General features: G+C 64.2%; 19 protein-coding genes. 17 read left to right on the plus strand and 2 right to left on the minus strand.

Annotated features, from left to right (window positions below):
- The first annotated feature begins 205 nt into the window (after nt 1-205).
- The 12 genes from CBI38_RS14905 to CBI38_RS14960 all read left to right on the plus strand — a co-directional run bounded on the left by CBI38_RS14905 (nt 206) and on the right by CBI38_RS14960 (nt 13,888).
- The gene (locus tag CBI38_RS14905; RefSeq protein WP_109329938.1) at nt 206-1,417 is read left to right on the plus strand and encodes a cytochrome P450; all 1,212 of its coding nucleotides are present in this window, start codon (nt 206-208) and stop codon (nt 1,415-1,417) included.
- Nucleotides 1,414-2,772, plus strand: a complete 1,359-nt coding sequence (locus CBI38_RS14910; RefSeq protein WP_109329940.1) for an FAD-dependent oxidoreductase — start codon at nt 1,414-1,416, stop codon at nt 2,770-2,772. The genes CBI38_RS14905 and CBI38_RS14910 overlap by 4 nt, the downstream gene beginning before the upstream one ends.
- Complete coding sequence (locus tag CBI38_RS14915) at nt 2,769-3,233, plus strand: flavodoxin domain-containing protein (protein WP_109329942.1); 465 nt, start codon at nt 2,769-2,771, stop codon at nt 3,231-3,233. Before CBI38_RS14910 ends, CBI38_RS14915 begins: the two co-directional genes overlap by 4 nt.
- Nucleotides 3,234-3,276: 43 nt before the next feature.
- A complete protein-coding gene (locus CBI38_RS14920) occupies nt 3,277-5,955 on the plus strand; it encodes a helix-turn-helix transcriptional regulator (protein WP_162603228.1) in 2,679 nt (892 codons plus the stop codon).
- A 213-nt stretch (nt 5,956-6,168) separates the two neighbouring features.
- Nucleotides 6,169-7,224, plus strand: coding sequence for an LLM class flavin-dependent oxidoreductase (locus CBI38_RS14925; RefSeq protein ID WP_109329946.1), 1,056 nt, complete (start codon nt 6,169-6,171; stop codon nt 7,222-7,224).
- Nucleotides 7,225-7,266: 42 nt separating this feature from the next.
- Nucleotides 7,267-7,668: a nuclear transport factor 2 family protein gene (locus tag CBI38_RS14930; protein WP_109329949.1), complete on the plus strand. Its 402-nt coding sequence runs from the start codon at nt 7,267-7,269 to the stop codon at nt 7,666-7,668.
- Complete coding sequence (locus CBI38_RS14935) at nt 7,661-8,629, plus strand: SDR family NAD(P)-dependent oxidoreductase (protein WP_162603229.1); 969 nt, start codon at nt 7,661-7,663, stop codon at nt 8,627-8,629. Before CBI38_RS14930 ends, CBI38_RS14935 begins: the two co-directional genes overlap by 8 nt.
- Before the next feature lie 300 nt (nt 8,630-8,929).
- Entirely contained in the window at nt 8,930-9,865 is a 936-nt protein-coding gene (locus CBI38_RS14940; RefSeq protein ID WP_109329953.1) for a cyclase family protein, read from the plus strand.
- Nucleotides 9,866-9,961: 96 nt separating this feature from the next.
- Entirely contained in the window at nt 9,962-10,453 is a 492-nt protein-coding gene (locus CBI38_RS14945) for a flavin reductase family protein (RefSeq protein WP_109329955.1), read from the plus strand.
- Between the two features lie 72 nt (nt 10,454-10,525).
- Nucleotides 10,526-11,056, plus strand: coding sequence for an acetyl-CoA carboxylase biotin carboxyl carrier protein (locus tag CBI38_RS14950; protein ID WP_109329957.1), 531 nt, complete (start codon nt 10,526-10,528; stop codon nt 11,054-11,056).
- A 4-nt stretch (nt 11,057-11,060) separates the two neighbouring features.
- Nucleotides 11,061-12,425: an acetyl-CoA carboxylase biotin carboxylase subunit gene (locus tag CBI38_RS14955; protein WP_109329959.1), complete on the plus strand. Its 1,365-nt coding sequence runs from the start codon at nt 11,061-11,063 to the stop codon at nt 12,423-12,425.
- Nucleotides 12,422-13,888, plus strand: a complete 1,467-nt coding sequence (locus CBI38_RS14960; protein WP_109329961.1) for a carboxyltransferase — start codon at nt 12,422-12,424, stop codon at nt 13,886-13,888. Before CBI38_RS14955 ends, CBI38_RS14960 begins: the two co-directional genes overlap by 4 nt.
- 77 nt (nt 13,889-13,965) lie before the next feature.
- Here the strand turns inward: CBI38_RS14960 and CBI38_RS14965 are convergent, their stop codons facing one another.
- Nucleotides 13,966-15,528: a class I adenylate-forming enzyme family protein gene (locus CBI38_RS14965; RefSeq protein ID WP_109329963.1), complete on the minus strand. Its 1,563-nt coding sequence runs from the start codon at nt 15,526-15,528 to the stop codon at nt 13,966-13,968.
- Nucleotides 15,529-15,551: 23 nt separating this feature from the next.
- On the minus strand, nt 15,552-16,175 hold the full coding sequence (locus tag CBI38_RS14970; RefSeq protein ID WP_133987072.1) for a TetR/AcrR family transcriptional regulator: 624 nt from the start codon (nt 16,173-16,175) through the stop codon (nt 15,552-15,554).
- Nucleotides 16,176-16,319: 144 nt separating this feature from the next.
- Between CBI38_RS14970 and CBI38_RS14975 the strand changes: the two genes are divergently transcribed.
- From CBI38_RS14975 to CBI38_RS14995, 5 genes are all read left to right on the plus strand, one after another.
- On the plus strand, nt 16,320-17,447 hold the full coding sequence (locus CBI38_RS14975; protein WP_204164932.1) for an acyl-CoA dehydrogenase family protein: 1,128 nt from the start codon (nt 16,320-16,322) through the stop codon (nt 17,445-17,447).
- Nucleotides 17,444-18,340 carry an acyl-CoA dehydrogenase family protein gene (locus CBI38_RS14980; protein ID WP_109329966.1) on the plus strand — a complete coding sequence of 299 codons (897 nt, stop codon included), beginning with the start codon at nt 17,444-17,446 and terminating at the stop codon, nt 18,338-18,340. The genes CBI38_RS14975 and CBI38_RS14980 overlap by 4 nt, the downstream gene beginning before the upstream one ends.
- A gap of 39 nt (nt 18,341-18,379) precedes the next feature.
- Nucleotides 18,380-19,693, plus strand: coding sequence for an MFS transporter (locus CBI38_RS14985; RefSeq protein ID WP_109329968.1), 1,314 nt, complete (start codon nt 18,380-18,382; stop codon nt 19,691-19,693).
- A 79-nt stretch (nt 19,694-19,772) separates the two neighbouring features.
- Nucleotides 19,773-21,038: a 3,4-dihydroxy-2-butanone-4-phosphate synthase gene (ribB, locus tag CBI38_RS14990; RefSeq protein WP_109329970.1), complete on the plus strand. Its 1,266-nt coding sequence runs from the start codon at nt 19,773-19,775 to the stop codon at nt 21,036-21,038.
- A gap of 121 nt (nt 21,039-21,159) precedes the next feature.
- Nucleotides 21,160-21,834 (plus strand): 3-oxoacid CoA-transferase subunit A, encoded by a 675-nt coding sequence (locus CBI38_RS14995; protein ID WP_109329972.1) that lies wholly within the window; start codon nt 21,160-21,162, stop codon nt 21,832-21,834.

Consider the following 21,834-nt stretch of genomic DNA (forward strand, 5'->3'; position numbering starts at 1 on the left):
TCGGTCACCGCGTCAAAGACCGCAAGGGTAGGGGCGGTCGGGAAAGTCGGGTAGTCACTACTCTGCACCTGCGCGGTGATGCCCATCACAGTGGAGTGAAGGCAGTGGCCGGTGTCCTACCCGCCACGCCTGCTGATACCAGCGCCGCGACGTCCGCCAGCTCGGGGACATCGTGGCCCGTCCCAAGGCAGGAGACATTGCACTGATGACTGCGACAGTCGCTACGACGAGTCTGTTCACGAACGCCGATCACTACCACACCCCGTTGGGTCCCGATGGCACGCCGCACGCCTTCTTCGAGGCGCTGCGCGACGAAGCCGAGAGCACCCCCATCGGATGGAGTGAGGCCTACGGTGGGCATTGGGTGGTAGCCGGATACAAGGAAGCCCAGGCGGTCATTCAGAACACCAAGGCCTTCTCCAACAAGGGCGTCACGTTTCCGCGCTACGAAACCGGCGAATTCGAGCTGATGCTGGCCGGGCAGGACGACCCCATCCACAAGAAGTACCGCAAGCTCGTGGCGAAGCCGTTCTCACCGGAGGCGACCGACCTGTTCACCGAGCAGCTGCGTCAAACCACCAACGACCTGATCGATGAGCGCATCGAAAGCGGTGAAGGCGACGCGGCCACCTGGCTGGCGGACGAGATCCCGGCCCGGTTGACGGCCATTCTCCTCGGCCTTCCGCCCGAGGATGGCGACACCTACCGCCGGTGGGTCTGGGCCATCACACACGTGGAAAACCCGGAGGAAGGCGCCGCGATCTTCGGCGAGCTGGTAGCGCACGCCCGCGCTCTGATCGCCGAGCGCCGCGAGAACCCGGGCAACGACATCATGTCCCGCGTCATCATGTCCAAAGTGGACGGTGAAAGCCTCTCCGAAGACGACCTGATCGGCTTCTTCACGATCCTGCTCCTCGGTGGCATCGACAACACCGCACGCTTCCTCAGCTCGGTCTTCTGGCGCCTGGCGTGGGACATCGAGCTGCGTCGCCGCCTCATCGCCCACCCCGAACAGATCCCCGGCGCGGTCGACGAGCTGCTGCGCTTCTACGCTCCCGCAATGGTCGGCCGACTCGTCACCGAAGAGGTAACCATAGGCGACGTCACGATGAAGCCGGGCCAGACGGCCATGCTGTGGTTCGCGGTCGCCAACCGTGATCGCTCGGCGTTCGACTCTCCCGACAACATCGTGATCGAGCGGGAGCCGAATCGGCACCTGTCACTGGGCCACGGAATCCACCGTTGCCTGGGTGCACATCTGATCCGCGTCGAGGCACGCGTGGCGATCGGCGAATTCCTCGAGCGTATACCGGAGTTCTCGCTCGACCCGAACAAGGAATGCGAGTGGTTGATGGGCCAGGTAGCCGGCATGCTGCACGTGCCGATCGTCTTTCCCGAAGGTAAGCGACTGGCATGAGCGAACTCCGATCCCGGGCGATCGGCGAGCTCGAACCGTCCATCGCCATTGTGGGCAGCGGCCCGGCCGGCTGCTACACCGCGCAGATGCTGCGCAAGCGATGGGCGGCGGCGCAGATCGTCGTCTTCGAACGACTCCCCGTTCCATACGGACTGTTACGTTACGGCGTGTCCCCGGACCACCAGGGCACGAAGGCGGTCGCTCGGCAATTCGATCGGCTGTTCACCGACGGCGGCGTGCACCTGATCGGCAACGTCGAAGTGGGAAAGCATGTTTCGATCGATCAGCTCCAGGATGCATTCGACATCGTGGTTGTTGCGGCGGGGCTCGGGGCGGATCGCCCCCTCCCCGGCGTCGACGGTGACGGCGTCTACGGGGCCGGGCAGATCATGAGATGGTTCAACTCACACCCCGATGAACACTCGTTCACACCACATTTCGGAGCGACCACGACGATCATCGGCAACGGCAACGTGGCCGTGGATGTCCTGCGGCTCCTGGCCAAACACCGAGATTCGTTCACCGGCAGCGATCTGGATCCGCAGCGGATCGATCAGCAACCCTCCCGAATCCATGTGGTCGGAAGATCCTCCGCCTCGGCCGCCAAATTCGACAGCGTGATGATCCGAGAGCTGGCGGACATCGACGACGCAGTCTTCGACGTCGATGCCGTCGACGACACCGGCCACACGGACAAGAAAATTAAAGCCAAGATCGAGGCACTGCTAGATCTCACCACCGGACGTGCCGTGCCGCCGACGTCACGAGTCCACGTGAGCTTCCACTTCGGATGGACGCCGGAATCCATCGAGTCCAACCCAACCGGCCGCACACTGTCCCTTGTGGACACCGAGTCCCGGCAGGCGTCCAAGGTGATCGAGACCGACAGTGTCGTCACCGCCGTCGGTTTCGGGCACGGGCTGCGCCACGAGATCGACAGGACCCACCTCGAATCCAACCTGGCCGACCTCGACAGCGGCCTTCTGGACTCTGGGCTCTACTGCTCGGGATGGTTCCGCCGTGGACCCACCGGCGGCATCCCCGCCAACCGCCTGGACGCGAAGACGGTGTGCGCGCGCATCGTCGCGGACGTAGAGACCGGTGCAATCACGCCGGCGAAGATCGGTCTCCAGGCGCTCGCGGCGGACCTGCACCCCGACACAGTCGATTTCGCCGGGTGGCGAAGGATCGACGCGACAGAAGTGACACGCCCAGCACACGGCCGATGCCGCACGAAAGTGTCCGACATCGCGACGATGCTCGACCTCGCCAGAACCGTCACGGACCAACGTATAACCCCGAAACACGTCGAGAACCCGACAACCGACGCCGTCGGACACAAGGAGGAGAGATGAACGCACTGATCCTGTACGGGACCGAGACGGGAAATGCCGAAGCAACCGCGACGGCAATTTCCCAGGTACTCGCGGGAACCGTTGACTCGGAGGTTCACGACCTCGCGGACACGACGCCGGACGCAATGACACAGGCAGGCGCAGACCTCGTCGTTCTCGTGACCGCGACCCATGGTGAGGGCGACTTCGCCGGTGGCGGAGCGGACTTCTTCGAAGCACTGACCGAAACGAAACCGGACCTCACGGGCCTTCGCTTCGCCGTGTTCGGTCTCGGCGACAGCTACTACACCACCTTCAACCAGGCGGGCGAAACCGCAGCCACCATTCTGACAACCCTGGGCGCGACGCAGGTCGGCGACACCGCCCGGCACGACGCGTCCAGTGGTGACGACCCCGAGGAGATTGCAGAGGAGTGGGCACGCGAGGTCCTCGCGGCGCTGCCTGCGCCCGTGGCATCATAGACGAGATCGACAGTAGGCTGTGTCCACCCGAAGGGTGGGTTTCATGACAACGACGTCGAAGAATGCGCCCCGATCCATCACCGACCCGTGGCCGCTGATCGGCAGGGCAGCAGAGGTCGAAGACGTGTGCGCTCGGATCCGATCGAACCGCAGTGTGCTGCTCGCGGGTCCTGCAGGCGTAGGCAAGAGCCGTCTTGCGGGTGAGGTGCTCGACGAGCTGGCCCGGGAGGGCGTACAGACCGTGCGCATCAGCGCCACGACCGCGAGTTCGAACATCCCCTTGGGTGTGTTCGCGCCGATCCTGCCCACCACGGCGTGGGCGGGCAAGAGCGGCGCGGTCAACGACCGAGCAGATCTCCTCAGCCGATGCGCCACCACCCTGGTCGAGCAGTACCAGCCGGCACGGCTCGTGTTGCTCGTCGACGACATCCACCTGGTCGACGACATGTCCGCGACTCTGCTGTACCAATTGGCGGACACCGACCGGGTGACAATCCTGGCGACCTACCGCACCAAGGAAACCTCCCCCGAACATGTGGTGGGACTCTGGAAAAACGAACTCGTAGACCGCCTCGATGTGGAAGGGCTGGATACCGGCCACATCCACGAGATGATCAGACGCGCGCTCGGCGGCCCGGTCGACGATGCCACCATGGCCTACCTCGCAGGCAAGGTGCAAGGCAACATGCTGTTCCTGCGTGAGCTGGTGATCAGCCTGTATGAACGCGGCACTTTGCGCGACGACAACGGCATCTGGCGGCTACAGGGGGAGTTCGAGGCAACGGACCGGCTGGTAGAGCTGGTGACCAGCCGCATCGGTGTCCTCACCCCGGACGAGCACACCCTGATGGCCTACCTCGCATTCGGTGAACCACTCACCCTGTCCGAGATCGAACGGCTGAGCACCCTGGAGTGCACGCACCAGCTCGAGCAGAAGGGTCTGGTGGTCACCGAGATGGGCGGCTCCGACATCCAACTGCGCACGGCGCATCCGCTCTACAGCGAGGTGCTCCGTGGCAGCCTGCCTCTACTGCGGTCGCGGGAGTTGGTTCGCCGGCTGGCAGACACCCTCGAGCACGGCGGGCCGCAGACCGACCAGCGACTCATGAGAACCGCGGAATGGCGTCTGCTCGGTGGGGGCGGGGACCCCCACACGATGCTGGCGGCGGCGCACGTCACGCGGTGGCACTACGACTTCGGCCTCGCCGAGCGGATGGTGTCGGCAGTGTTGAACGAGGAACCGACGAATTTCGACGCACGCATTCTTCGTGCCCAACTCGCGGGGTTGCGCGGCAATACTCGGGAGTCGGCGCGCCTGCTCTCGTCGCTCGCCGACTCGGCGCGCACAGCGGACGAGGTACTCCGCGTCGCGGTTGCCAGACTGGACCACCGTGCGATCTACGCAGGCACCGTAGAGGAGGGACTTGGCGTTGCGTACGAGGCCGAGCGTGCATTGGCCGGAACCCCCTACGTCAACGACATCGCAGCTCGCCGTGCGGCGCTGATCCTGGGTAAGGAAGGCCCGGCCGGCGCAGTGGCGGTCACCGAGGGCTTGCTGTCGGAGGCGACCGGGTCCGCCCTGGTGTGGGCATGTATGCCCGGGGCCTACAGCCTCGCACGCACTGGACGGATCGACGAGGCACTCGACGCCGCTGCCCTCGGTCATCGCGTTCAGCTCGAGCTGGACGAGCCGATGGATTGGTACCCGTGTATGCACCGCTTCTACGAGGCGGAAGCGCATACCCATGCCGGGCGGTTCGATCGAGCCGAGGAGATCAGCCGAACTGAATATCGAGCGGCAGTGGATCACCAGGCCATCGAAGCGCAGGCGCTGTTCTGCTGGCAACGTGCGAAGACGGTCACCGAGTGCGGTAACCCGCACCGCGCTATCCGGCTGCTCTTGACCGCGATTTCGATCTACAGGCAACTGGGACGTCCCCAGTTCGTCCATTTCTGCAATTACTACCTGGCCGTGGCGCAGGCCATGGCAGGTGCTCCGCTGGAGGGAAGGAAATACTTAGCGGATCTGGATAGTTCCGGATTTCCGTCCACATGGTTCATGGGGGTCGATCCGATTCATTCGTCGGGCTGGGTGAACGCCTTGTCCGGAGACCTTCGGCGAGCGCACGCCGACTTCGAGCGTGCAGTTGCCGAGGGGGGCAGAATCGGCGATCTGGTTGGTGCGATCGCGGCGGCGCACAGCCTCGCTCGCACCGGTGCACCGCGCCGTGCCCGCGAGTTGTGCACTTCGCTGGCTCGCGCCATCGAGGGCGAACTCGTGGTGGCGCGTGTGGCGCACATCCACGCTCTCGACTCCGCCGACCCGGAGGAACTGGGCGAGGTGAGCGAGCGCTTTGAAAGGATGGGCGCAACATTGCTCGCCGCGGAGGCGGCGTCGGATGCTGCCCCGATCTGGCAGGAACGCGGCGATCGACGACGCGCCACCGCGTGCCGCCTGCGCGCGAACGTCCTGGCCGGAAAGTGTGAGAACCCGGTCACGCTGTCGCTGAGTGGTGCCGACTGGAGCTCGAAACTCACTGCGGCGGAGAAAGAAACCGCCCTACTCGCCGCGTCTGGTCGATCCAACAAGGTCATCGCCACCCAGCTGTCCATCTCGATCCGCACCGTGGAAAACCGGCTACAGGGCGTCTACGTGAAGCTCGGTATCCACGGTCGGCACGAACTCCCGGGAGTGGTCTCGGAGTACACCGAGACCAACTGACTCCTGCACGAAGACACTTGCGGTCTCCCGAGGGCCGTAGGGGCGCGACGTGGTGTGAAAAGTCGTATCACGTTGCTCGCCAGATTGATTCAACCATTCCCCATAGCGATCGACCGATCTGGGAAAAATTTTCCCGGACTCTTGTCAACCGATCGTTTGGTGGTATGGTGACCATCACACCAAGAGCGTGACCATTCGCCGAAAGGTAAACCCGTGAAGTTTGCGATGTTCCAGACCCCGTTCATGCGCCCCGAGCGCACCCCTCGACAGGTGTTCGACTTTGCGGTGGACCAAGCCATCGAGTGCGACCGTCTCGGTTTCACCGAGTACTGGATCGGCGAGCACGCCACCATGTCGTGGGAGTCGATCACCAATCCCGAGCTGATCATTGCGGCGTCGGCCCGGCAGACACAGAAGATCAAGCTGTGCCCCGGTGCCCACCTGCTGCCGTACCACAACCCGGCCTCCCTCGCGGCGCAGGTTGCCTGGATGACCCACGTCACCGAGGGTCGCTACATCCTCGGAATTGGATCCGGTGGCTACCCCAGTGACGCGAAGCTCCGCGGACTGAAGGACATGTCCACAAATCACAAGCGCACCACCGAGGCGCTCGAAATCATGAAGAACGTCTGGGAGAGCAAGCCCTTCCAGTTCGACGGTGAGTTCTACAGCGCCGGCTACCCGGAGAACGACGAACATCACGAGTACCGGAGCACCGCGCCGTACGGCGGCAAGGTCGAGATCGGGCTCGCGGGCCTGAGCCCCAACTCGCCGTCGCTGTCGTTCGCGGGCCGCAATGGCTACAACGCGCTCTCCGTGTACGCCGGTGAAGCGGCTATTGCGAATCACTGGAACACCTACGAGCAGGCGGCCACCGAAGCCGGTATTTCGGTCAATCGCGAGAACTTCCGCGTTGTGCGTGACGTCATCGTCGCCGACACCGACGCCGAGGCCCGCAAGTTGGCCGTCGAAGGCGGCATCGGCAAGGCGTGGATGGAGTACCTCATCCCGGTCTACAAGCAGTTCGGGCTGCTCCAGGCGATGCTCCCCGACATGGACATGGCTGACGTGACTATCGACGACATTGTCGAGAAGGTATGGATCGTCGGTTCGCCCGACACGGTCGCCGAGAAGCTGAGCGCCGTGTGCGAGGCCACCGGAGGGTGGGGCACGACATTGGTCTACGGCCATGACTACCTCGACGATGTCAAGCCGTGGAACTACTCCCTCCAGCTGCTCACCGAAGAGGTCGCGCCGAAGATGGCGTGACGGCACATCCCCACCGAAGAACCGACGAAAGGTAGTTGCACGATGACCACACAGCCATCGACCGCCCGGACGTCGGCGGCGGTCCCCGTCGTCGAGAAGTTTATCGAGGCGTACAACAGCGGAGACGTCGCCGCCATCCTCGAGGTGACCGCTCCTGACCTGACGGTCGAGCACCATAACCGGGGCGTCAAGGTCGACAGCGCGCAGGCCTTCGCCGACCTGCTCGCATCCTTTGCCGGGGCGTTCCCCGACAAGCACTTCGAGAACCGCCGCGCTCTGCACGTGGTGGACGACAACACAGTTCTGGTCGAACAGACATGGGTGGCCACTGCGATTGCAGACGTACCGGGATGGGCGCAGACCGGGGAGACGGTGCGACTGGATGTGTGCACCCGGTTCACCGTCCACGAAGGGGTTGTCACGGAGTACCACGACTATGGATAACGGGCGTACGCAGATGCGGTTCGATGGGCAGGTCGTCGTCGTCACCGGTGCCGGTCGCGGCCTGGGCCGTGAACACGCCCTGCAGTTCGCGGCGCGTGGCGCGAACGTGGTCGTCAACGATCTCGGTGTCGAATCCGGGAGTGACGGCGCAGACATCAGCGTCGCTCAGACCGTCGTCGACGAAATCGCCGCCGCCGGCGGGACCGCGGTGGCCGATACCCACAGCGTCGCCGACGCCGACGGTGCCGCCGCCGTGATCGCTACCGCGACAGAGGCGTTCGGTCGAGTAGATGTTCTGGTCAACAACGCCGGCATCATCTCCTACGGACTCTTCGGGGACCTGAGCGACGACCAGTGGCACCGCATGCAATCGATCACCGTAGACGGGACCTACTTCATGTCCCGAGCGGCATGGCCGGTGTTCCGGGCGCAGGGTCGGGGAGTGATCGTCAACACCACCTCGAATGCGGGATTCGCCGGGTGCCCACAGCTGAGTCACTACGGGACGGCCAAGCTGGCGATCGCCGGTCTGACCAAGAGTCTTGCCCTCGAGGGTGAAGAACTCGGAATTCGTGTGAACGCGATTGCGCCGATGGCCATCACCCGAATGAACAGGGATGCCTTCTTCAGTGGTGCCGAGCGTGAGTCCGAGGACTGGCAGGGAGAACTTCGTAGCGGGAAGATCCCGATGGGGCCGGCGGAGATCGTGTCACCCACCGTCCTGTGGCTGGCACACCAATCGACCACGGTGAGCGGCGAGATCTTCAGCACCTCGTCGGGGAAAGTCGCCCGGGTTGCGTTCGTAGTGGGGGAGGGGTGGTTCGATCCGAACCACACACCCGAAGACCTTCGTGACAACGGACGAGTGATCGGCGAACTCGGCGACTTCATCGAGCCGAAGTCGACCAACGACGAATTAGCACTCATTCCGCCGTTGTTCGCTGGGCACGTCCACACCTGACAGGTGTCTCGATCGCCAAGCAGGAGGGCGTCTCGTCGAGACAGTCGTGCCCCGGCAGGTCGGGCTCGGGTGAGCTCGGTGCGCTCATGAACTGCGTCGGCGCCGAAGATTGAAGAGGCCGATCACGGCACGAGGAAGTCCCCCTTCAACGAGGCGAAAGTGCAGACCCGAAACGCTGCCTTTCACTGAATTGTTCACCGGACCGAGTTCCACTGCACAGAGGCCCGCTCTGCCAAATGCTCGCTGGCAGGGCGGGCCGACGTCGCTCCTGCGGCCTGAGACGAGAAAGAGAAAACGGAAATGGCTGATCGAAAAGAACTGCCCTACGACGAGCTCCCAGAGCTCGGGAATCTCGGAGTCCGGCATAGTTGGGAGGTGTTGCCGAAGGAATTCGGGACCCTCGACCGGCTAGACGAAGGGTCCGTCACACGCGGTGTGCGATCGGTGTCGAGTGGCAAGACATTCGGCCTGTCCCTGCCGCTGACCACGTTCGACCCGCCACTGTTCGGACGTCCGAGTGTCAAGCATGAGGTCTTCGAGGCCGGGAGGAACACCTACGAGGACAACATCGATTCGTTCAATCCGCAGTCGGCGTCGCAGTGGGACGGGTTGGGCCACGTACGTGCCCGTGAGCACGGCTACTTCGGTGGGATCACCGACGACGCCGAAGCGCACAGTGCGCTGAGCGTGCACCGCTGGGCGCAGCACGGGATTGTCGGCCGGGGTGTCCTGCTCGATGTAGCTGGGCACTTCGAGCGGACCGGCGCCGAGTGGGACCCTTTCGCCGGCTCGATCCTGCAGGTGGCCGACCTCGAAGCGGTTGCGCAGGCGCAGGATGTGACCTTCGAACGAGGAGACATCTTGTGCGTGCGCACGGGCTGGGTGGCGGAGTACCGCACTCGCAAGGGAGCGGGCGAAGACATGACCACTGCAGGCGACAGATTCTCCGGCCTGTCTGCGGCGGAACCGATGGCGCGTTTCCTGTGGGACTCCGGATTCGCGGCAGTGTGCACCGACAACCCCGCCGTCGAGAGCGCGCCCGGCAATCGTGAGGACGGGTCGCTCCACCGGCGGCTCATTCCGGCGCTCGGCTTCGTCCTGGCCGAACTGCTGGACTTCGACGCACTGGCGGCTCATTGTGCGGGTAGTGGCCGCTGGGACTTCTTGTTCACCGCTGCGCCGCTGCCCTTGGAGGGTGCGGTGAGTTCCCCAGCCAACGCGGTCGCGATCACATAACCCCCGTTGACTGGTGAGGTCCGGATCACATACAGTGAATCTACCAACCAATCGTTTGAATACGTTACGTCCTGTACGTTGATGAAGGGTCAAGACATGAACCAGCCGATCATTGACGCAGCCGAGTTCCGGCGCGTGCTCGGTCACCTTCCGACCGGTGTGGTGGTAGTGACATCGACTGTCGACGGTGCGCCGGTCGGCATGGCCTGCAACTCTTTCACCTCGATCTCGCTGGACCCCGCACTCGTCGGCTTCAGTGTCGCGCACACCTCGAGCACCTGGCCCCCGATCCGGACAGAAGGCAGCTTCTGCATCAACGTCCTCGCAGAAGATCACGCCGACCTCACGCGTAACTTCTCGCGCAAGGGCATCGACCGTTTCGAAGGTGTGGACTGGCAGGCGCGCTCGGGCGGCCCGGGTCTCGACGGCGCGGTCGCTTGGATCGACTGCACCCTCTGGCGTGAATACGAAGCAGGCGATCACATGATCGTGCTCGGCAAGGTCCACTCCATCGAGGCGGCGCCCGACGTATCACCACTGGTGTTTTGCAGGGGCGCCTACGGTGCATTCGCGACAGCCCTCAACTGACGCGACCGGCGAACCACGAACAACGACCTCGAACACAATTCCCCGAGCGGGAAAGTCACCAGGAGAAGCACTATGAGCCTGACTCATCAGGAGATCAGAGAGATCGTCCTCGCGCTGCAAGATTCCGAATGGGATCAGGCGGCCGTGACGGTCGGCGATGTACGCATCGCCCTCGGACGCAACGGCGTCGATCTGCTGCCCGCATCGGCGCCGACCACTGGGGCCACCGCACCGCCGGTCCCGGCACCGGCCGCCGCGCCGGCGACCCCTCCCGCGCCGGTCGCCGCGGCCCCCGTGGTACCCGCAGCACCTGTGGCGCCCCCCGCAGCACCAACACCGAACGTATCGGACGTAGACGGCCACGTCGTGACCGCACCCAGCGTCGGGGTCTTCTGGAAGACACCGCAGCCGGGGCAGCCACCGTTCGTCGAGATCGGGTCCGAGGTGGAGGCCGGCGACACCCTCTGCATCATCGAGGTCATGAAGCTGATGAACAACGTCACCGCCGACGTCGCAGGCACCATCGTCGCCATCCACCAGGACAACGCCACCCAGGTGGAGTTCGGCACCGCGCTGTTCACCATCGCGCCCCGGGACGCGTGAGAACATGCGTCGAGTACTGATCGCCAACCGCGGCGAAATCGCGGTACGTATCGTTCGAGCATGCTTCGACGAGGGAATCGAGAGTGTTCTCGCCGTCTCCGACTGCGACCGCGACTCCCTGGCAGCGCAACTTGCAGACCGGATCGTGGTCATCGGCCCGAGTTCGGCATCCGACAGCTACCTCTCCGTCGACCGCATCGTCGCAGCCGCTTTGTTCGCAGACTGCGACGCCATCCACCCCGGTTACGGATTCCTCTCGGAAAGAACCGATCTCGTCGAAGCCTGCGCCGAGAACGGTGTGACCTTCATCGGTCCGCCGGCAGAGGTCATGCGCCGATCGGGCGACAAACTCACCGCACGTCGCACCGCCGACGAGCTGGGCATCCCGACAGGATCGGGCACAGCCGGTCTGCTGACGGTGGAGGACGCACTTGCCGCAGCCGACGAACTGAACGACTACCCGTTGCTGCTCAAAGCATCCGCCGGAGGCGGTGGCCGCGGGATGACGGTGATTCGCAGCCGGGAAGACGTGCAGCAGCACTTCTCGCGGTCGAGCAACGAAGCCGAGCGAGCGTTCGGTGACGGCACCATCTACCTGGAGCGGTACGTAGAGTTCGCCCGCCACGTCGAGGTTCAGATCATGGCCGATACCCACGGCAACGTCTGCCACCTCGGCGAGCGGGACTGTTCGACACAGCGCCGATACCAGAAACTCGTCGAGGAGGCCCCCGCCGTCGGGCTCCCACAGGACCTGCTCGAGCGGGTACGGAACGCCGCCGTCGATCTCGCGAAGGGGCTCGGATACGTCGGAGCGGGGACCGTGGAGTTCCTCGTCGACACCGAACGCGACGACTTCGTCTTCCTCGAGGTCAACGCCCGCGTGCAGGTGGAGCATCCGGTTACCGAAATGGTGACTGGCATCGACATCGTTCGCGAGCAGCTGCGCGTCGCGCAAGGACTTCCGCTGTCGTTCACCCAGGACAGCGTCACCCTCGGCGGACACGCCATCGAATGCCGAATCAACGCCGAGGACGCACGGAACAATTTCCTCCCCCGACCCGGGCGCATCGACCACTGGGTCGCGCCGCAAGGCGCCGGAATCCGCGTTGACACCTATGCCTTCCCCGGTGCCGCGATCCCCCCGTACTACGACTCGATGATCGCGAAGCTGATCGTGCATGCGGACACCCGCCAAGACGCGATCGACTTGATGGCACGCGCCCTGAAGAAGCTCCGCATCGAGGGCGTTCCCACCACGGTATCTCTGCACTCGGCCCTCATGGCGGACAAGGCATTCCAGCACAGCCCTGTCACCACCAAGTGGCTCGAGAACGAATTCCTACCCACCTGGGAGGAGCAGATCTCATGACAACCATCGAGTTCGTGGACCAGACTCTGCGTGACGGCCAGCAGAGTCTGTGGGGCCTGAAGATGCGCCCCTACCAGGCAGCCGATGCCCTCGAACACCTCGACCGCGCGGGTTACCGAGTCGTCGACCTCACCGGCCCCGGCATGTTCACGGTGCTGCTGCGCACATTCAAGGACGATCCTTGGGCAGCAACAGATTTCCTGACCCAGGGTCTGAAGAACAACGTAGTCCGCTGCGGCATGCGCACCATCAGCGTCATCGGCTTCAACCATACCCCCGACTCGATCATCGACCTGTGGATCCAGACGTTGATCAAACACGGCGTGACCAGTTTCTGGATCTACGACTGTCTCTACGACATGCCGACGATGTATCGGCTCGCAAAGGTGATTCACGACAACGGTGGTGTGGCCGTTCCGGCGGTGATGTATGGCTTGACCGGCGCGCACGACGACGACTTCTTCGCTCAGCGGGCCAAGGAGATGGCCTCCTGGAAGGGAGTGCAAACGATCTACGTCGAGGACGCGGCCGGCGTGCTCAAACCCGAACGCGCTGCAACCTTGCTGCCGGCGATCCGCGCCGCCACCGGCACGATTCCCCTCGAACTGCACTGCCACAACACCACCGGGCTCGCCCCGTTGAACTACATCGAGGGCATCAAAGCGGGATTCACGATCCTGCACACGGCGTCCCGGCCGATGGCCAACGGGCCATCGCTGCCGTCGACCGAGGCAATGACCACCATCGTCGAATCGATGGGACACACCCACGGCCTCGACAAGTCGACATTCGCACCGGTCGCCGCCAACTTCGAATGGGCGGCGCGCGACGCCGGATTCGAGCCGTCGGTGCCAGCCGAATACGACCCGCGGATCTACGACCATCAGCTGCCCGGAGGAATGACCGGCACACTGATCAGCCAGCTGCAGCAGCATGGAATGGCCGACAGGTTCCCTGCGGTGCTCGAGGAGATCCCCCGGGTGCGTCAGGAACTGGCATCCCCGATCATGGCGACACCGTTCAGCCAATTCGTCGGCATCCAGGCGGTTCTCAACGTGGTGACCGGCGAGCGGTACAAGCTGATCCCGGACGAGGTCATCCGCTACGCGATGGGCCATTACGGCCCACTGATCCGTGACGTCGACCCGACGGTGATGGACAAAATCCTCGATTCCGCTCGCGCCAAAGAGTTCCAGGGCTGGGTCCGTCCACAGCCCAGCCTCGGTGAGATCCGTGCACAGTTCACACCGGGCATCAGCGACGAAGAGCTCCTGATGCGATTCATGACATCCGACGAAGAGGTCGACGCCATGCTCGCCGCCGGCCCGATCCGGACCGATCCCAGGCGAAGCGAGAACGAGATCGTCCGAACCATCCAGGACCTGGCTCGCGGTGCGAGCGAGGTCACCTCGCTGTCCATCGCGCAGCCCGGATGGTCCTTGAACGCCTGCAAGAATCACTGAGCACACGCCGTCGAAGGCAGAGGAAGCCCCCGAGTACTACTCGGGGGCTTCCGTCATCTCCGCGGGCAAGCCTGTTGCTACGCGTCCAAGACCAGATCGCGAACCACGTTCCGTCGAATCTTCATGCTCGTCGTCCGCGGGAGCGACTCGACGATCTCGAGTCGGGTGGGTTTCTTGTAGGACGCCAGCGTTCGCCGACAGTGGTCCTGCAATTCGTCGAGGGTCAGGTGAGCATCCGGATGCAGCGCGACGACGGCGACAACGGACTGTCCCCATCTCGGATGCGGGGCCCCGATGACCGCGCACTCGGCCACCGACGGGTGGTTTGCGATGGTCGTCTCCACCTCTGACGGATAGACATTCATTCCGCCGCTGACGATGAGATCGGTTCGCCGGTCGCTCACGTACACGAAACCAGCCGCGTCGATGCTGCCGAGGTCCCCGGTGTAGTACCAACCGCCGACGAGGGCCGCAGCGGTCGCCTCGGGCATGTTCCAGTATCCGCGCATGAGGGCTGGTGACCGGACGACGATCTCGCCGACAGAGGTACCGTCCCGTGGCAGCTCGACCCCGTTCTCGTCCACCACCTTGATCGCCGTTCCCTCCACACTCCGGCCGACCGAGGCAAACGGGTCCGCCGCGGGGCTGGTCGGTTCGAAGTCTCCGGGACGTGTGGCGGTGACGAGCCCCCCGGAATTCTCGGTCATACCCAGGCCCTCGATCAGGGTGTCACCGAGGACGGCGTAGAGCGTGCGCAGCTTGTCGGGTCCGGCCTTCGAGGCGGAGTGCAGCACGGAGCACAGGCTCGCGATGCGAGCAGGTGCCGCCGCTGCCGCGGCGGCGAACTCCTCGATGAGCGGTGAGGGTATGTAGGTGAACGTGACCCGGTGGCGCTCGACGGCGTCGACGAGTTGCGGGACGGACCACCGACCGAGGATCACCACCGTCCCACCCAAGCGAAGGTGGGTGAGTACGTGGGCCGGGACCGTCGCGACGAACGACATCGAACCCGTGAGCGCGCACACGCTCCGTTCGGGCAGCCGGTAGGCGCGGGTGTTCGACTCGGCGATGGCCGCGACGCTTCGGTGCGTCATGACAGCGCCTTTCGGCCTGCCGGTCGTGCCGCTGGTGTATCCGATGATGAACGGGTCGTCGCCGTTCACTGCGACCGCGACGTCGGGTAGCGTGTCGCCCTGGTGGACGAGCGTGTCGAACGCATTCGTGCCGGGTGGCGCGGCGTCCGGGACATCACCGATCACCACGGTTTCTGCATCCGGAGCGGGCAGTCCGTTCACCACGGCCAGATGGTCGGCGCTCCACACGATGACGCGGGGTGTGCAGTCTGCGACGAGGACGGCAGCCTCGGTGGGCGTGAGGCGCGTGTTGATCGGGACAATGATTGCGCCGACACGAGCGGCCGCGAGATACAGCTCGACGTACTCGATACCGTCGTCGACGATAGCCGCGATGCGGTCACCGGGCTCTGCGCCCAGACGTGACAGCGATCGAGCGAGCGAACGAACGGTGCGTGACAGTTCGGCGTAGGTCCGGGTGCACCCGTCCGGTGCCACGAGGGCGATGCGATCCGGCTGGCGGGAGGCATGTTCGTCGACGCACTCGGTGATGGTGGCGCAGGTCATGGCGATCTTTCGGGAGGGAGTGCTCAGGGGCTCATGGATTTGATGGTCATCGAGGCGAACTGCCGGGTGATGGCCTTATCGGAGAGTCGCCGCTGCGCGCTCGGCTTGTGCCAGGTGGGCACACTGTTCAGGGCGCCCAGGATGAATCGAATGGAGAGACGGAGGTCGACGTCACCGATTGCGCCGCTCTTCTTGGCGCGCGCGAGCAATGTGTACAAGTGCTGTTCGAAGCGACGTCCGGCAGCCTCGACCTCTTCGAGGCGCTCACCTGTCAGGCGTCGCCCTTCGTTGAAGTAGATCGCGACGCGTTCGACGTTGTCGAGGTACCACTGCATGAGTTCTCGTAGAAGCTCGTCGAGTTCCTCGATCGGATCGAGGCCCTTGGCCGACACTCTCTCGAAGATTGCTTCGGACTGGATGTGCGACTCCTTCATGATGCGGAGCAGCAGGTCCTCTTTGGAATCGAAGTAGTAGTACAGGCTGCCCTTGAGGACCCCCACCTCGTTCGCCACATCTTGAAGGGATGCGCCTGCGAAGCCCTTCTCGTAAAAGATCCGGACCGCGGCTTCCATCACCTCGGCGTCGCGATTTCGACGCTCGCCCTTTGCTGGACGAGGCGTGGTGGCGGAGTTCGAACTTCTTGGCACTGGAATCCCCTCAGCTGCGGTGATGCAACCATACGTTTGGTGGGTATCTTAGGTGGCTCTTGACACAGTGTCGAATCAGGACCTAGTTTATCAAACAATCGTTTGGGAGATTAGTGTTCCCGGCCTACGAACGGAGTTCCACACGTGACGCACGAGATTTCAACAGCTTCCGGCTCCGAATTCGCGCACGAAGCAGGCAGCTGGCTTCAGGAAAACGTCCCCCGCAGATGGCGCGAACACCGCGGGACTCTGGACGAACACGAAGCGATCGACATCCGACGCCAATGGGATCGCCAGTTGTACGAGGCCGGATACTCGGGTCTATCGCTGCCCAAGGAATTCGGTGGTCAGGGACTCGGCCTCGCCGAAGAGGTGGCATTCAGCGAGCTCGCCGCACAGGCTCAAGCACCTGACGGACTGGCTCGTATCGGCAGGATCCTGACAGCCCCGACGCTGATCGCCCACGGAACGGAGCAGCAGCGGGAACGATTCCTGCCGCCGATCCTGCAAGGACGCGAGACCTGGTGCCAAGGGTTCTCCGAGCCCGGCGCGGGGTCCGACCTTGCCGGCGTGAGCTGCCGCGCGGACAAGGTAGACGGTGGCTACGAGATCACCGGCCGCAAGATCTGGACCAGTTTCGCGGCGTACTCCGATCGATGCCTGATGCTGGCCCGGACCAGCCAGGACGCACCCCGCCACAAGAACCTGTCGATGTTCCTGCTCGACATGAATCAGCCGGGTGTCGACATCGGCACCATCAAGCAAATCTCCGGCGGCACGCATTTCGCCGAAGTGCACTTCGACCGGGTCTTCGTCTCCGACGACGAGTTGATCGCCGAGGAAGGCTCCGGCTGGCGCGTCGCGATGACGACCCTCATGAACGAGCGCGGCGGTGTCGAGGCGGCCAGTCGCTACGTGGAGATGCGGGCCGACATGGACCTGCTTCTCGCGATGTGCGGTGACGATCCGCGTCGAGCCGATGTCCTCGCCGACCTCGATCGACGCACCGAACTCGTGCGATGGCAGATCTCCAAGGCCGTGCACCTCGAGGCCGACGAGACCGAGTTCGTTCGTGCCACATCGATTCTGAAAGTGCTGTGGAGCGAGCTCTGGCAGGAGATCACCACAGTCGGCCTCCGGTTCTCCAGCGCGGCCCACCGAGAGCACTGGCGATACCAGTATCTCGAAAGCCGGTCTGCATCGATCTTCTCGGGCACCTCCGAGATCCAACGAAACATCATCAGTGAACGAGTTCTGGGGCTGCCGCGATGACCACCATATCCATCACCGAAGCGACCGATATGGGCGCAGCTGCAGCCGAAGGACTCCGCGAAATCCTGGAGAAGAGCGTCGGCCGCCGTAACATCGCCACGTTCGCCGAATCGGAATCGCCTGTTCCGTGGGACTCGCTGGTTCGAGCCGGATGGGTGGAGATCGCCGACGACTCCGGTCCGGACGGACTGACTCTCCGTGACCTCGTGGAGGTCGTGCGGGTCTGGGGCGGCTACTGTGTGCCGTTGCCGCTGGTGGTCACCCTCGTCGCACGCAGGAACAGCGTCGCGGCCCGCGAGTACGACGGCCCGGTCACACTCTCGGTACCGACCCCGCAGACGACTGCCGGGTGGGGCCTGGTCCCGTTCGGGCAGCGCACCGACATCGGCGTTCTCGACTCGTTCGACGGCGGCGCCGTAGTACCGGTCCCAGAGTCTTCCGAGGCGAACTTCGCGCCGACGCTCGAGGCCGCCGAGATCCCGTGGACCACACCATCGACCGATACTGCTGCACGGGAGCTGGCTGTGCTCTGGGCGGCGGAAGCCGCCGGGATCGCACGCACACTCGTCACCATCAGCGTCGAATACACCCGTCAGCGCCAACAGTTCGGTAAGCCCATCGGTTCGTTCCAGGCGGTTAAACACATTCTTGCCGACGCACACATCTGCGCCGAGCAGTCCGACACCTCCGCCCTGTGGGCGGCCGCCGATCCGGCGCGGGCATTCGAGGTCTCTGTGCACGCGATCGAGCAGGCCGTCGGCGTGGCCGAGCGCGCCATCCAGGTGCACGGCGGAATGGGGTTCACCTGGGAAATGGGCCTGCATTTCTATTTACGCCATTTGCTGACATTGCGCGATCTCGTCTCCGGTCTCACTGGATCCCACCGTTCCTGACCAGGCACTGCACGCAGTTCCCTTCCCGAGGATGTCGACATGGATCAGACGACAGTTCCCACAGCGTCCACAGGCGCCGTGAACGGCCGCCGTGCCGCTTTCGCAGGTGGCGTCGGCACGATGATCGAGGGGTACGACTTCAGCATGTACGGCTACATGGCCGTCATCGTCGCCCCGTTGTTCTTCCCCTCCGACAACGCGGTCAGCTCCCTACTCCTCACGCTGTCGGTGTTCGCGGCCGCCTATGCGGCGCGCCCACTGGGCGGAATAGTGTTCGGATACGTCGGTGACCGTGTCAGCAGACGCGCCGCACTGATGACGACCCTGCTCTGCATGGGCCTGTCGAGCGCGGCGATCGGTATGCTGCCGACCGCACTCGCGATCGGCCCCGTCGCATCAGTGGCGCTCGTATGTCTGCGTCTACTGCAGGGCTTCTCCGTCGGAGGAGAGGTCGCCGGTGCCGCGACGCTGGTATCCGAAGCAGCGCCCGCGGGGCGACGCGGACGGTACGGCGCTATGAATCCGTTCGGTGCCACCCTCGGATTCGCGCTGGCGTCCGCGGTCGCCGGGTTGGTGTCGCTCCTGACGACCGACGAGCAAATGACGTCCTGGGGCTGGCGGATCCCCTTCCTTGTTGCGCTGCCGCTCGCAGGTATCTGCCTTGCACTGCGCAGATCACTGGTCCATCAGCCCGCCGCCGACCAGGTCCGCCCCACGTCCTCACCGGTGGCCGACGTGTTGAAGAACTGGAAGCGGCCCCTGCTGCAGTCCTCCGGCATCAGCCTGGCGGTCAACGGCTCAGCCTACTTCGGTCTCACGTACCTGAGCATCCACTTGATCACTGAACTCGGCTATCCCAAGACCGGTGTCTACTGGACCACCACGGTGGTAGTGGCGATCTCGGCGTGCTTGATGCTGCTGACGGGGCGACTCGGCGACCGCATCGGTCTCACGGGACTCGCGGGTATCGGACTGACCGGGTTTTTTGCGGTCACCGCAGGGGCGATGGCAGTGATGGGCTCGGGCAGCCTTCTCGTCGCCGGCATTGCGTTCATGGTGATCATGGTCAACTCGTCGTTCCTGCAGGTTGCCGGCTATTCGATGATCCCGGAACTGTTCGACCAGAAGGTCCGATACACCGGCACGGCGCTGGGCTGGAACATCGGTGTGGTGATCGCCGGAGGCACCGCGCCGGTGGTGTGCGTGTGGTTGGTCGAGCGGACCGGCAACGCCCTCTCGCCTGCGCTTTTCGTGATGGGAGTGTGCGTCGCAGGCGCACTCGCGGTGTTCTCGGTACGTCGAGCGAACGCTTACAAGGGCGTGATCCGGTCGGGATGTTGTCACTCGATGTGATGCAGGCTACAATTCAAACGACCGGTTGGTGGTTTAGGTTCGATCCGCGACCGCCGACCCTCAGAGAAAGGCGGAGGACATGGACTCGGAACGATCGGTCGAATCGGCAATAGCGGCACTCTCGAGTGGCGGAATGGTCGTGGTCGCCGACGACCATGACCGTGAGAACGAAGGCGATCTCGTCATGGGTGCCGCCTCGATGACCGACCACGCGATGGCATTCTTCCTCCGCCACGGCAGCGGCATCGTCTGCACACCGATGACCGCGCAGCGCGCGCGCCAGCTCGAACTCCCGCTGATGGTTGCGGCGAACAAGGACCGAATGGGCACTGCATTCACGGTTACCGTCGACGCCGTCGACGCCGGAACAGGCATTTCCGCAGCCGACCGGGCCACTACGGTCCGTACCGTCGCCGATCCGAATACCGCGCCGTCCGACCTCTCCCGCCCAGGCCACATGTTCCCACTCATCGCGCAGGACGGTGGCGTCCTGGCGCGCCGCGGGCACACCGAAGCAAGTGTCGACCTGATGTCGCTTGCCGGCGAGTTGGAGCCGACCGCAGTGATCACCGAACTGGTCGACGACGACGGCGTCCCGATGTCCGGAGCGACGCTGACCGACTTTGCGGCACAATGGAATCTACCGTTCATCACCGTGGCAGACCTCGTCGCTTACCGGCTCCGCCACGCCGCACCGATCGCAACATCGCCGGCCGCGGCAGTCCTGCCCGTGTCCAGCGCACGCATCGACACCGACCACGGACCCTTCACGGCGCACGTATTCCGCGACCGGGTGGCGGGCGTCGAGCATGTCGCGCTCGCCCTCGGCCTCGAGACGCCCCCCGCCGGCGCCGTAACGGTCCGCGTGCACAGTGAATGCCTCACCGGCGATGCATTCGGCTCACGGCGGTGCGATTGCGGCCCACAACTACAGGACGGTCTTCGGGCGATCGCCGCCTCCGGCGCAGGCGTGCTCGTCTACCTGCGCGGTCACGAAGGGCGCGGTATCGGTATCGCCAACAAGCTCGCTGCATACGCACTGCAGGAACAGGGCGCTGACACCGTCGACGCCAACATCGAGCTCGGACTTCCTGTCGATGCGCGTGAATACGATTTCGCCGCCGCGATCCTGGGCTACTTCCGGATCGAGTCCGCGGACCTGATCACCAACAACCCGGAAAAAGTGGCAGCCCTCCAGAGATTCGGTATCGAAGTCCGACGACCGATCGACTCGCCAGTGCACTGGGGCACCCACAATGTCCACTATCTGCAGACCAAGCGTGAACGCATGGGGCACATCTTGCCCGAGACGCCACACCAGTTCCTGCAATGCAAATCTGTCTGAATGAAGTCCGCTCAGCGTTTTCGACGGCGGTGACGACGCGGCCTGACGCGGACCGAACGACGACCACCAGAGCAACGATGACGCCGACGTTCCGTCGCGGCTCCTGAATGAAAGTTGTGAGATGAACAAGCAGGTCGGAAGTCCTGAAGAGGCGATAGCCGGTATCGAGGACGGATCCACGATCATGATCAGCGGCTTCGGCCCGCCCGGGCAACCGGTGACACTGATCGAGGCACTCCTCGACGCCGGCGTCACAGATCTGACGGTGATCAACAACAACGCCGGCGCCGGCGGCGAGGCCATCGGCCAGCTCTTCGCCGCGAAGCGAGTACGCAAAGTGGTGTGCTCGTTCCCCAAGGCGATCGGCTCGACCATATTCGACGAGCTGTACCACGCGGGCGAGATCGAACTCGAGCTCGTTCCCCAAGGAACGCTCGCCGAACGTATCCGGGCAGCGGGCGCCGGCATCGGCGGATTCTTCACCCGCACCGGATACGGCACCGAACTGGCCGAAGGCAAAGAGGTCCGCGAGATCGACGGCAAGGGCTACGTCTTCGAAAAGCCCCTCTTCGCCGACGTTGCCCTGGTGAAGGCCCGAGCGGCCGACCGGTTCGGCAACCTCGTCTACCGCAAAACGGGCCGCAACTTCGGCCCGGTCATGGCCACTGCAGCGGCACTGACCGTCGCTGAGGTGGACGAGATGGTTCCCGTAGGCGACCTCGATCCGGAAGTAATCGTGACGCCAGGCATTTTCGTCGACCGCATCCTCTGCGACTCTTCCCTGAAGGGACACTGA

It is taken from the genome of Rhodococcus oxybenzonivorans (assembly GCF_003130705.1).
Classification (GTDB): Bacteria; Actinomycetota; Actinomycetes; order Mycobacteriales; family Mycobacteriaceae; genus Rhodococcus_F; species Rhodococcus_F oxybenzonivorans.

Coding starts and splice junctions, on each gene's coding strand:
- CBI38_RS14915 (WP_109329942.1), top strand. CDS start 2,769: ATGAACGCACTGATCCTGTACGGGACCGAGACGGGAAATGCCGAAGCA.
- CBI38_RS14955 (WP_109329959.1), top strand. CDS start 11,061: ATGCGTCGAGTACTGATCGCCAACCGCGGCGAAATCGCGGTACGTATC.
- CBI38_RS14910 (WP_109329940.1), top strand. CDS start 1,414: ATGAGCGAACTCCGATCCCGGGCGATCGGCGAGCTCGAACCGTCCATC.
- ribB (WP_109329970.1), top strand. CDS start 19,773: ATGGACTCGGAACGATCGGTCGAATCGGCAATAGCGGCACTCTCGAGT.
- CBI38_RS14940 (WP_109329953.1), top strand. CDS start 8,930: ATGGCTGATCGAAAAGAACTGCCCTACGACGAGCTCCCAGAGCTCGGG.
- CBI38_RS14935 (WP_162603229.1), top strand. CDS start 7,661: ATGGATAACGGGCGTACGCAGATGCGGTTCGATGGGCAGGTCGTCGTC.
- CBI38_RS14920 (WP_162603228.1), top strand. CDS start 3,277: ATGACAACGACGTCGAAGAATGCGCCCCGATCCATCACCGACCCGTGG.
- CBI38_RS14930 (WP_109329949.1), top strand. CDS start 7,267: ATGACCACACAGCCATCGACCGCCCGGACGTCGGCGGCGGTCCCCGTC.
- CBI38_RS14965 (WP_109329963.1), bottom strand. CDS start 15,528: ATGACCTGCGCCACCATCACCGAGTGCGTCGACGAACATGCCTCCCGC.
- CBI38_RS14950 (WP_109329957.1), top strand. CDS start 10,526: ATGAGCCTGACTCATCAGGAGATCAGAGAGATCGTCCTCGCGCTGCAA.
- CBI38_RS14980 (WP_109329966.1), top strand. CDS start 17,444: ATGACCACCATATCCATCACCGAAGCGACCGATATGGGCGCAGCTGCA.
- CBI38_RS14960 (WP_109329961.1), top strand. CDS start 12,422: ATGACAACCATCGAGTTCGTGGACCAGACTCTGCGTGACGGCCAGCAG.
- CBI38_RS14985 (WP_109329968.1), top strand. CDS start 18,380: ATGGATCAGACGACAGTTCCCACAGCGTCCACAGGCGCCGTGAACGGC.
- CBI38_RS14995 (WP_109329972.1), top strand. CDS start 21,160: ATGAACAAGCAGGTCGGAAGTCCTGAAGAGGCGATAGCCGGTATCGAG.
- CBI38_RS14945 (WP_109329955.1), top strand. CDS start 9,962: ATGAACCAGCCGATCATTGACGCAGCCGAGTTCCGGCGCGTGCTCGGT.
- CBI38_RS14905 (WP_109329938.1), top strand. CDS start 206: ATGACTGCGACAGTCGCTACGACGAGTCTGTTCACGAACGCCGATCAC.